Here is a 10,266-nt window from a genome sequence, read left to right as displayed (position 1 = left end):
AAAAAAATTGAGTGAAGTAGCTCGCCTGCATGGCAAGAATGCAGATGAAACGGTGGTTGATCTTATCGTACGCGACCGCTCACGGATCGAAGCACTGTATCATCAGCAATCGGAAGAAAATGTAAGACGTATTATACAGTTGCCGTATGTGAGCTTTGGTTCAGACGGAGGCTCCGAAACCATTGATGAGAAGAATATGGAAGAAGGTGCTCATCCGCGCAGCTATGGTACATTTGCACGCGTGCTGAGTAAATATGTGCGCGATGAAAAATTATTAACGCTGCAGGAAGCTATTCGAAAGTTAACATCGCTTCCGGCATCGAACCTGAAAGTAAAAAAACGTGGCTCATTGAAGGTCGGATATTATGCCGATGTCGTGCTGTTTGATGCTGCTAAAATTCAGGATTATGCCACGTTCGAGAAGCCCCGCCAGTACTCCACAGGTATGATACATGTTTTTGTGAATGGTATACAAGTTTTAAATAATGGAGAGCATACCGGAGCAAAACCAGGACGGGTAATACGGGGAGCCGGGTTTAAGGGAAAAAAGAAGACATCCTGAGCACGCAATCTTCGTTAGTAGCTCTGCAGACCTCACAGCGGTCGACCAGTGCGCATCAGTATCGCCAAGTCCTTGACAGATAGATGTGTTTGCCGGGGTATTTTTCAATATATTTACTGTGATTTTTTAACCTTTTCGAAATCAATTTTCTATCCATCAGCATGGATAAGCTACTGTACCTGACGCTACTTGTTTTTGGCCTTGCAATTCCTTTTTGTGGTCAATCACAAAACCTCATTGAAAAGGGAGATCGTCTCTTCGCTAAGAAAGACTATGAGAATGCCTTGAAGTCATATCTCGAAGCAGGTCCGGGCGATGATGCCATGACGAATTTCAAGATCGGCTTATGCTACCTGTATACAGAAGTTAAATCCAAGTCGCTTCCTTATCTTCAAAAAGCAGTACAGGCAAAATCGAATGTAGACGAAGACATTGATTATTACCTGGGGATGGCATACCAGAACAATCACCAGTATGCCAAAGCACGCGATCACTATGAAGCTTTTCGCTCGAAGAACAAAAAACTATATGAGATCGCCACACAAAAGATCTACGAGTGCGAGATTGGTGACTCGTTAACACGCAAACCGGTACGCGCTGTTATTCAAAATGTAGGCGGTGGAATTAATACTGCCTTCAATGAATACTCACCGCTTGTTAGCAGCGATGGGCAGACAATGATCTTTACTTCCAATCGATCAACAGACGACTATAAGATCAAGAGCGGTACCAACTTCGAAGATATATATATAGCGCGAAAGACAGGGGATACGTGGGGAGCTCCTGAGAAGATCAGCCCCAACATCAACATCAAGTTTAACGATGCAGCAGCTTCGCTTTCTGCCGATGGAAAAACACTCTTCTTATACTACGAAGATGGTGCCGGTGATATATATACTTCGCACCTCGAAGCCGGTGAGTGGACAAAACCAGAGCCTCTGAACAAAAACATCAACACACCTTTATTCTGGGAAACCTCTGCCTGTATATCAGCGGATGGACAGAAATTATTTTTCTCCAGCAATCGCCCCGGAGGAAAAGGTGAACTGGATATATGGATGAGTACACTGGATGCGAAAGGAAACTGGGCCAAGCCGGTAAACTTAGGAAGCGCCATCAACACACCAGGCAATGAAGACTCGCCTTTTATCCATCCCGATGGTGTTACACTATATTTCTCTTCAGATGGTCACCCCAGCATGGGAAGCAACGATATATTCAAGAGTGAATATAAAGATGGCAAATGGCAACGTCCGGTAAACCTCGGCTATCCTGTAAACTCCATTGAGTATGATGGATTCTTCAGTATATCAGAAGATAAGAAGACCGGCTACTACTCTACACTGCGCGCAGAAGGTTTAGGAAGCGCAGATATATATACCATAACATTTCTTCCGCCTGCAAAAGAAGAAAAAGAACCTGTACTGCTGGCCAGCACAGAGCCATCAACCACCACTATAGAAGTTCGTAAAGAAGAACCCAAAGTAGAAGTACCGAAAGAAGAACCGAAGGTAGAGGTACCTAAAGAAGAGCCGAAGAAAGAAGAACCTAAAGTTGAAACGCCTCCGGTTGTTACACCTCCTCCGGTAACACAACCCGTAGTAGCAGAGACTAAACCAACCGATAACTTTGTTGATCCAAGTATACAAGCCAAAAAAGATTTAAAGGTTGTTACAATTCTTCGCGGAAAAGTAATTGATGAGACTACAGCCCAACCGTTGGGTGCGACTATATTTCTGGTAGATAACATCTCTAACAAGGTTGTTACCAAGATGTACTCTGATCCGCAGACCGGTGATTTTGAAATTACCATTCCACACGGTGGTAACTATGGTGTATCAACTGAGCGTGATGGCTATCTCTTTAACTCGATCAACTTTAGCTTGCCCGAGTTTGCCGAGTATCAGGAGATTGATACCCACATCATTATGGTAAAAGCCGAGGTGGGTTCTAAAGTTGTACTTAAAAATATATTCTTCGATATAGGTAAATCCGATCTCAAAGCTGAATCACTGGCAGAGGTTGAGAACATCAAAGAACTGTTGATCACTAATCCGAATCTGAACGTACAGATCAACGGCCATACTGATAACACCGGAAATGCGGAAACCAACAAAGCCCTTTCATTGAAGCGTGCTACGGCCGTTGTTACTTACCTGATAGAGCATGGTATAGATTCTGCGCGCCTCAGTGCAAAAGGCTATGGATCAGAACGCCCGATAGTAAGTAACGATGACGAAGAAGGTGGCCGCGCAATAAACCGCAGAACAGAGATAGAAATTATTGAGTCGAAGGGATAATTTCATCCACTACTATATATACCAGGTATATACTATTGACTCAACTGTTCCATTACCGCTTTTACGAATCGTTCTCTTATTGCATCATCAAATTCAAAGTAAAGATCAGGTTCTATCAGCTCCAACTCCATCAGGTAAAAATCATTTCCAATCATTACACCATCAACACGAGCATACAGGAGCGATTGATTTACCTGTGCTATAATTCTTTTACCGACATCCAGTAATTCATTGGATGGTTGAAATAATTGATATTTACCTCCATACTGTCGCTGCACGCGAAAGTCTCCTTCTTTAGGTTTCTTTACTATAGCATGCGAAAATATACCATTAAAGAATATCATGGATAGCTCACCCTGCTCTGTAATCTCAGGCAGGTATGGCTGAATCAACCAATCATTACCGGCTACAATCTCTTCAAAGCTCTGCTTTGTTAATTCTGATAACTCAAATGTTGTAGTAAGGTATGATCCGGCAGATATAGCAGGCTTGATCACAATCTTTCCCCATTGCTTTACTTGCAATGCTTCGAAGGAGATTGGTGAAGCTGCCGATGAAAACAGTGTTGGTATAATGCGCACGCCATTCTCCTCAAATGTTCGCAGATAAAACTTGTGCAGGTTCTGCTGCACGATCCTTACAGGATTGAACAATTTCACGTTCTTCTCTCCCATCCGTTTCAGCCAGGCAATGAATGTATCGCTTTGTGTATAGTAATCCCATGTATTACGGATGATCAGGCAATCATAATCTTCCCAGCGAACATCTTCGTCATTCCAGATAACGGGTTTGGCTGTAATACCTTTACTGGCAAACAGGGGAATAAGTGCCTGATCGGCTTCGTGCAGTTGTGGCAGACGTTGGCAGGTGAGTAATCCTATAACTGGCATATAGTATATATTTCAAAAAGAGTATAAATAAAAAGCCTTTTCAGCGAATACTGAAAAGGCTTTTGCTCCAATGGAGAGTATATTTTTTTAAGCGATAGCTACACGCTTAAATTCCGCTACAGTCAATCCTTTGGTTACGCTATCCAGGTATTGAGCAACTGTTTTTGAATTGTCTTTTACAAAGATCTGGTGCAACAGTGTAGTTTCTTTGAAGAACTTCTGCAGTTTACCTTGTGCAATCTTGTCAACCATGTTCTCAGGTTTTCCTTCAGCAAGGATCTGAGCTTTAGCAATCTCAAGTTCTTTCTCGATAATTGACTGGTCTACTGATTTCTCATCAACCGCTACAGGATTCATCGCAGCGATTTGCATACCTACATCTTTACCAGCTTCGGTTACATCTTTACCGTTAACACCTTTCAGTGATACCAGCACACCAAGTTTAGAACCCGCGTGGATATAGGGAACGATCGCTTCACCCTTCATGTGAACGTACTCGCTCACTTCGATCTTCTCACCGATCTTACCCACCAGTTCAACGATCTTGTCATTCAGCGTAAGGCTGCCGGCAGTTAACGCCAACAATGCTTCTTTGCTTGCAGGTTTGTTAGCGAATGCTGTTTCTACAATTAGTTTACCAAGAGTCTGAAACTCTTCGTTCTTTCCTACAAAGTCAGTTTCGCAATTCAGCGCGATCAATACACCTTCTTTTTTGTCATCGCTAACTTTAATGAATACAGAACCTTCTTTTGCTTCTCTGTCAGAGCGGGAAGCAGAAACTTTCTGTCCTTTCTTTCTTAATATCTCTATAGCTTTATCAAAATCACCTTCGGCTTCGGCAAGGGCTTTTTTACAATCCATCATACCAGCACCCGTCATTTGGCGGAGCTTGTTTACATCTTGTGCTGAAATAGCTGACATAGTATTACGATTTTATATTTTACGATTATGTTTTTGAACTCCCTAAAAAAACTAAACACCGGCTTGGGGCCGATGTTTAGTGCATTATCATTGCATTAATTATGACTACCGCGTGCAATTGCTGCAACTTGGCACATCAGCGTATTTTGTAATTACTTGGTTTCTTCTACCGCAGTATCTACTTTTCTTTTCTCGTCTTCTTCTTTTCTCTGAGCAGCGTCATCCTTGTCTTTCTTGCGCTCCATCAGTCCTTCTTCAATCACTTTACCGATATGTTTGGTAAGGATGGAGATTGATTTGAAAGCATCATCGTTCGCAGGAACCGGGAAGTCAACACCAGTAGGATCAGAGTTTGTATCAACCAATGCAAACACTGGTATGTTGAGTTTCTGAGCTTCAGTAACTGCAATGTGCTCACGCTTTACATCGATCACAAACAAAGCAGCAGGAAGTCTGTTCAGGTCTGCTATACCGCCCAACAATTTTTCAAGTTTAGCTTTCTCGCGAGTCACCATAAGACGCTCACGTTTTGCCAGATTGTTGAAAGCTTCATCTTTCATCAGCTTCTCAATCTGCGCGAGTTTCTTCAATGACTTGCGGATTGTAGCAAAGTTGGTAAGCATACCACCTAACCAACGCTCTGTTACGAACGGCATGTTAAGACGTTTTGCTTCTTCTGCTACTATATCTTTAGCTTGTTTCTTAGTTGCTACGAACATGATTTTGCGGCCTGAGCGAACAATGTTCTTCAGAGCAAAAGCAGCTTCGTCAAGGCATGCTAAAGTTTTGTTCAGGTCAATAAGGTGGATACCGTTATTTTCCATGAAGATGTACTCAGCCATCTTCGGGTTCCACTTGCGGGTAAGGTGACCAAAGTGTACACCTGCATCCAACAGATCCTGATATGTTAATTTTTCAGCCATTCTCTTGTTATGATTAACGCTTGCTAAACTGGAATCTTCTTCTCGCCTTTCTTCTACCCGGCTTCTTACGCTCTACCATTCTGGAGTCGCGGGTTAACAGACCTTCTTTTTTCAGGGCAGGTTTGTTTTCAGTGTTGAACTGAACAAGTGCGCGGGCGATACCGAGGCGAACTGCTTCAGCCTGGCCTTTTACACCACCACCTTCAACATTTACCGTAACATCATACTGACCTTCCACCTTCACGGTAGAAAGAGGTTGTTTTACTGTAGTTTGGTGAATTTCGGAAAGGAAATATTCCTTCAGATCACGGTCATTCACTTTGATATCTCCCTTTCCAGGTTTTACATATACTCTGGCAATGGAAGTCTTTCTTCTACCGATTGTGTTGATGATCTGCATGATATCAGAACTTTATTTCTTTAGGTTGTTGAGCTGTATGAGGGTGTTCAGTACCGGCATAAACATGCAGGCTTCTGAAAAGTTCGCGTCCCAGTCTGTTCTTCGGGAGCATGCCGCGTACTGCGTGCTCGATCAAACGCTCAGGATGCTTAGAACGGATCATAGTAGGAGTATGCTCACGCTGACCGCCCGGATAACCTGAGTGAGTGAAGATCACGCGATCGTTCCACTTCTTACCGGTCATTCTTACTTTTTCAGCATTAATAACTATTACGTTATCGCCACAATCCACATTGGGAGTATAGCTTGGCTTATGCTTACCACGGATAATGCGGGCAACCTGGCTAGCCACACGGCCCAGCACTTGCGCGTTTGCGTCTACCACTATCCAGCCTTTTTCAACTGTAGCCTTGTTGGCATTCAGTGTTTTATAGCTATTATGATCCATTTTAGTATTAGAGATTCAATTAAAAACACTACCCCTTTCAAAAAGGGACACAAAGGTAATTTGCCTGTCTGGTAAATGCAAGCGGGATTTTGAATTTGCTTTAAAATCCACTAAAACTATTTTGACAAACTGCTAAGATACTGGTCACTAGCCCTTTGGCGGCCCCGGACTTTGATGTTCGGATTACAAATTTCGGACTTTTTCTGCTCTTTACAGCACCTTCCTCCATTTTTCTGAGACTATTGTTCATCCCACAGCACAATATTTCCTGATTTTTCTGTAGCCTGATTATCGGTTTTTCTGAAATAATGAATTAACAGTTATCAACTGTGGAGTAATTAAAAACGCCATACATTTGGCCCCGGCATTGACGCATTTTTATTGCTGTTACAACTTGTGAGCACACTATCATCTGTCTATAAAAAAATAATCATCCGGGATATTATTTCAGAAACGCAGGATGTAAAAACCTTCAAACTCGGCTATGCTGACGGCTCACCGCTGGAATATGAGGCGGGCCAGTTCATCACCTTTGTTTTCCCGAAGCACGAGTTGGCTGAAGAGCGAAGAAGCTACTCCTTCTCCACTGCTCCAAAAATTGATGATGTTCCCGCCATTACATTGAAGCGCGTTACCAACGGAGAATATTCCCGGTGGTTTATAGATCATGCAAAACCGGGCGATGCTCTGCTTACCATCGGCACTTCCGGATATTTTACGCTACCCGATGACCTGGGTAAGTATAAACGCCTCATCTTGCTGGCTGCTGGCAGTGGCATTACCCCTATTTTCTCTTTGCTGAAAAGGGCCTTACAGGAATATCCATCACTGCAACTTGTGCTGATCTATAGCAATCGTACGGCTGCTGATACTATATTTTATAATGAACTGATCGGATTACAGCAAGAGTATAGCGAGCGATTAACCATCGAGTTTTTATTCAGCACATCGCCCAACCTGTTACGTGCTCGTCTTAACAAAGGACTGCTGGAAAATCTGCTAAAAAAATATTCGCATGATGATCATGCACAAAGCTTGTTTTATCTCTGCGGCCCATACGACTATATGCGCATGGCTACGATTGTATTGCAAACGGAAGGTGTGCCTCCTGAAAATATCCGCAGAGAAAATTTTGCTATTGTAAAACCCGTACAAAAAAGATTTCCTCCCGATCAAGAGCAGCATGCGATAACACTATATATGGAAGGGAACAGGTATACTTTCGAGGTACAATTTCCGGAGACAATTCTTCAGCAAGCCAAGAAAAATAATATACCTATTCCCTATAGTTGCGAGTCCGGACAATGCGGAACCTGTGCAGCCACCTGCACGAAAGGTCATGTATGGATGTGGAACAATGAAGTACTAACCGATAGCGAAATTCAGAAAGGGCGAGTGCTTACGTGCTCTGGTTATCCAGTTGGAGGTGATGTTGTGCTTGAAATATAAATACTCCCGTAAATAGACCTTTCGCTATATATTATTCTCCAACTGCTTTATCAACGCCTGCATATCTTTTGGATAGGGAGCATTTACTGTTTGCGTTTCTCCCTTTATATCAGCGAATGTCAGGGCATAGGCATGCAGTGCCATGCGTTTCATGATCGGCTGCTCTTCGGTTTGCTTTTTCAGGTTGAACCCTCGCTTTACACTCGAAAGGAAGAAAGGTTTTCCTCCATATAATTCATCACCGGTAATAGATGCCTTTAATGTAGCCAGGTGAATACGTATCTGGTGCATGCGACCTGTAACAGGTCTGCACTCTACCAGTGTGTGAAGTTTATACGATTGTAAAGAAGTAAAATACGTCTGAGCAGGTTTGCCTTCGCGTTTGCTGATCTTTACAATGCCATCGTCCTGCTTGAGTATAGGAAGATCAACAAGGTCGTCTTTAAAATTATGGATACCATCTACTATTGCATGGTATACTTTGGTCACTTCACGCTTCTCGAATTGCATACTCATGTGCCGGTATGCTTCCGGATTTTTAGCGATTGCCAGCACACCCGAGGTATCTTTATCCAAACGATGACACACCTGAGCATCGTCTGTATACTCACGGGCAAGTCCTAACAAGTTTACTTTATCGTGGCGGTCCTCCAGTGTAGAAACAAACGGAGGTTTATTGATAAGAACATAATCATCATCTTCGAAGAGGATGAGTTCTTCTAAATTTATTTTGGAAGGCTTCAAATGCTGCGCGCTTTAAATTTTTATTCAGCCGGATACTGATGTTGATGATCCGCTTCCGGCTTAACACGCGGCAATTTAAAACTAAAAGTAGAACCTTTACCGGGTTCGCTCTCTACTTCTGCTTTAGTGTTGTGTCCGTCCAGGATATGTTTAACAATGGCTAACCCTAAACCTGTACCACCTTTTTCGCGGCTTCTGCTTTTATCAACCCTGTAAAAGCGCTCGAAAATGCGTGTCTGGTGCTCTTCCGGAATTCCTTCGCCTGTATCGCGCACGTTGGTAACAACATTTTTCTTGCTGATGTCGAAGCTCACTATAACTTCCGAGCCATCGTGCGAATGTTTGATCGCGTTACTGATCAGGTTGGTCATCACCTGACTGATGCGTTGCCAATCGGCATACACCAGGGCTTTATGATGAGAACCTTCTATGCGTAGTTTGATATTTCGTTTCTCACCTTTCTCTTCAAACTGCTCAAATACCTCCTCGGTAAGTTTATACATATCGATAGTTTCGAAATGCATTTTGATCTGTCCTGTTTCAATGTGCGATAACGTGAGCAAATCCTGCACGAGCATATCCAGTCCATCGAGACTTTTGGCAGCTTTTTTCAGAAATTTATTCCGCACCGATTTATCGTTCACGGCACCATCAAGAAGTGTGTGTACAAATCCCTGTGCAGCAAAAATAGGTGTCTTCAATTCGTGCGATACATCAGCAATAAACTCCCTGCGAAAAGCTTCCAGCTTTTTCAATTCATCAATCTCCTTCTGCTTTAATTCGGCAAAAGAGTAAATATCTTCATTGATAGTCTTGAGCGGATTGAGTGGCGCTGTTTTCTGTTTGTCGATTTTGGCAAGCTCTTTCTTCTTGAGCTTACCCATCAGTTTATATATTTTATTGATCTCGCGGAAGATGAGAAACTCCAGCACGATAAATATCAGTAAATAAGAAACGGAGAAACTAATGGCAAACGCAACCAGCAATGCGCTGGCAGCAATGCTTTTAAAAAGCGAAAGAAACAGGGAAGTGATCAGCGCTATGCAGCATGCTAACAAGAGGGCAAGACCGCGGGAACTATAAACCATGCCCGAAGATAATAGTTGGCTGTTATTCGTTATCGGTTATTCGGTATTAGTTAATCGTTAATTGTTATACGTAAATCTTCAGATCATTTCCGATAACGTATAACAATTAACGGTTCACTAATTCAGGCTGAATTTATAGCCTACACCTTTTACCGTGGTGATAAAGTCGTCACCGATCTTCTCGCGCACTTTACGGATGTGAACATCAACTGTTCTGGCGAGTACATATACATCTGACCCCCAAATATTCTGGAGCAGATCTTCACGGCTGAATACTTTATTAGGATTCTGCGCCAGAAAGTATAGCAGTTCAAATTCTTTCTTGGGCAGGTTGATTTCCTTATCGTTGACTTTTATAGTATAGCTGGTGCGGTCGATCGTGAGTTCGCCGATCGTGATAAGGCTGGAAGGAGATGATTTTTTAGAGTCTCTTCTGAACAGTGCACTGATGCGGCTCATCAAAGCACGAGGCTTGATTGGCTTAGTGATATAGTCATCAGCCCCCACGTCAAATGCTGCTACTTCGGAGTATTCTTCTGAG

The 10,266-nt window shown here is 42.8% G+C and carries 11 protein-coding genes; 3 read left to right on the top strand and 8 right to left on the bottom strand.

Annotated elements, in window-relative coordinates; all coding sequences use genetic code 11:
- Together VIN08_RS02215 and VIN08_RS02210 are read left to right on the top strand one after the other, a co-directional pair.
- The coding region (locus VIN08_RS02215) for an amidohydrolase family protein (RefSeq protein WP_331959552.1) at nt 1-562 on the top strand (562 nt) is incomplete at its 5' end.
- Nucleotides 563-723: 161 nt separating this feature from the next.
- Nucleotides 724-2,862 (top strand): OmpA family protein, encoded by a 2,139-nt coding sequence (locus VIN08_RS02210; RefSeq protein WP_331959549.1) that lies wholly within the window; start codon nt 724-726, stop codon nt 2,860-2,862.
- Nucleotides 2,863-2,894: 32 nt separating this feature from the next.
- Here the strand turns inward: VIN08_RS02210 and VIN08_RS02205 are convergent, their stop codons facing one another.
- From VIN08_RS02205 to rplM, 5 genes are all read right to left on the bottom strand, one after another.
- On the bottom strand, nt 2,895-3,752 hold the full coding sequence (locus VIN08_RS02205) for a hypothetical protein (RefSeq protein WP_331959546.1): 858 nt from the start codon (nt 3,750-3,752) through the stop codon (nt 2,895-2,897).
- An 87-nt stretch (nt 3,753-3,839) separates the two neighbouring features.
- Nucleotides 3,840-4,673 carry a translation elongation factor Ts gene (tsf, locus tag VIN08_RS02200; RefSeq protein WP_331959543.1) on the bottom strand — a complete coding sequence of 278 codons (834 nt, stop codon included), beginning with the start codon at nt 4,671-4,673 and terminating at the stop codon, nt 3,840-3,842.
- Nucleotides 4,674-4,825: 152 nt separating this feature from the next.
- Nucleotides 4,826-5,596 carry a 30S ribosomal protein S2 gene (gene rpsB / locus VIN08_RS02195; RefSeq protein WP_331959540.1) on the bottom strand — a complete coding sequence of 257 codons (771 nt, stop codon included), beginning with the start codon at nt 5,594-5,596 and terminating at the stop codon, nt 4,826-4,828.
- Nucleotides 5,597-5,609: 13 nt separating this feature from the next.
- A complete protein-coding gene (gene rpsI / locus VIN08_RS02190; protein WP_331959536.1) occupies nt 5,610-5,996 on the bottom strand; it encodes a 30S ribosomal protein S9 in 387 nt (128 codons plus the stop codon).
- A 4-nt stretch (nt 5,997-6,000) separates the two neighbouring features.
- Nucleotides 6,001-6,444: a 50S ribosomal protein L13 gene (gene rplM, locus VIN08_RS02185; protein WP_331959533.1), complete on the bottom strand. Its 444-nt coding sequence runs from the start codon at nt 6,442-6,444 to the stop codon at nt 6,001-6,003.
- 396 nt (nt 6,445-6,840) lie between these two features.
- Here rplM and VIN08_RS02180 point away from each other — a divergent pair, with 396 nt between their 5' ends.
- Complete coding sequence (locus tag VIN08_RS02180; RefSeq protein ID WP_331959530.1) at nt 6,841-7,893, top strand: ferredoxin--NADP reductase; 1,053 nt, start codon at nt 6,841-6,843, stop codon at nt 7,891-7,893.
- 24 nt (nt 7,894-7,917) lie between these two features.
- Here VIN08_RS02180 and VIN08_RS02175 read toward each other — a convergent pair whose 3' ends face one another.
- From VIN08_RS02175 to VIN08_RS02165, 3 genes are all read right to left on the bottom strand, one after another.
- Nucleotides 7,918-8,637 carry an RluA family pseudouridine synthase gene (locus VIN08_RS02175; RefSeq protein WP_331959527.1) on the bottom strand — a complete coding sequence of 240 codons (720 nt, stop codon included), beginning with the start codon at nt 8,635-8,637 and terminating at the stop codon, nt 7,918-7,920.
- A gap of 20 nt (nt 8,638-8,657) precedes the next feature.
- Nucleotides 8,658-9,725: a sensor histidine kinase gene (locus VIN08_RS02170; RefSeq protein WP_331959524.1), complete on the bottom strand. Its 1,068-nt coding sequence runs from the start codon at nt 9,723-9,725 to the stop codon at nt 8,658-8,660.
- Nucleotides 9,726-9,842: 117 nt separating this feature from the next.
- A partial coding sequence (locus VIN08_RS02165) for a response regulator transcription factor (protein WP_331959521.1) occupies nt 9,843-10,266 on the bottom strand: 424 nt, incomplete at its 5' end.

Origin of the sequence: Ohtaekwangia sp., assembly GCF_036568665.1 — a bacterium.
Classification (GTDB): domain Bacteria; phylum Bacteroidota; class Bacteroidia; order Cytophagales; family Cyclobacteriaceae; genus Ohtaekwangia.
The sequence above is the reverse complement of the archived record's forward strand: the minus strand, read 5'-3'. Positions and strand labels throughout refer to the sequence as shown.

Bases quoted from the DNA above. Each gene is read 5' to 3' on its own strand.
- VIN08_RS02210 (WP_331959549.1), top strand. From the start codon at position 724: ATGGATAAGCTACTGTACCTGACGCTACTTGTTTTTGGCCTTGCAATT.
- VIN08_RS02205 (WP_331959546.1), bottom strand. From the start codon at position 3,752: ATGCCAGTTATAGGATTACTCACCTGCCAACGTCTGCCACAACTGCAC.
- tsf (WP_331959543.1), bottom strand. From the start codon at position 4,673: ATGTCAGCTATTTCAGCACAAGATGTAAACAAGCTCCGCCAAATGACG.
- rpsB (WP_331959540.1), bottom strand. From the start codon at position 5,596: ATGGCTGAAAAATTAACATATCAGGATCTGTTGGATGCAGGTGTACAC.
- rpsI (WP_331959536.1), bottom strand. From the start codon at position 5,996: ATGCAGATCATCAACACAATCGGTAGAAGAAAGACTTCCATTGCCAGA.
- rplM (WP_331959533.1), bottom strand. From the start codon at position 6,444: ATGGATCATAATAGCTATAAAACACTGAATGCCAACAAGGCTACAGTT.
- VIN08_RS02170 (WP_331959524.1), bottom strand. From the start codon at position 9,725: ATGGTTTATAGTTCCCGCGGTCTTGCCCTCTTGTTAGCATGCTGCATA.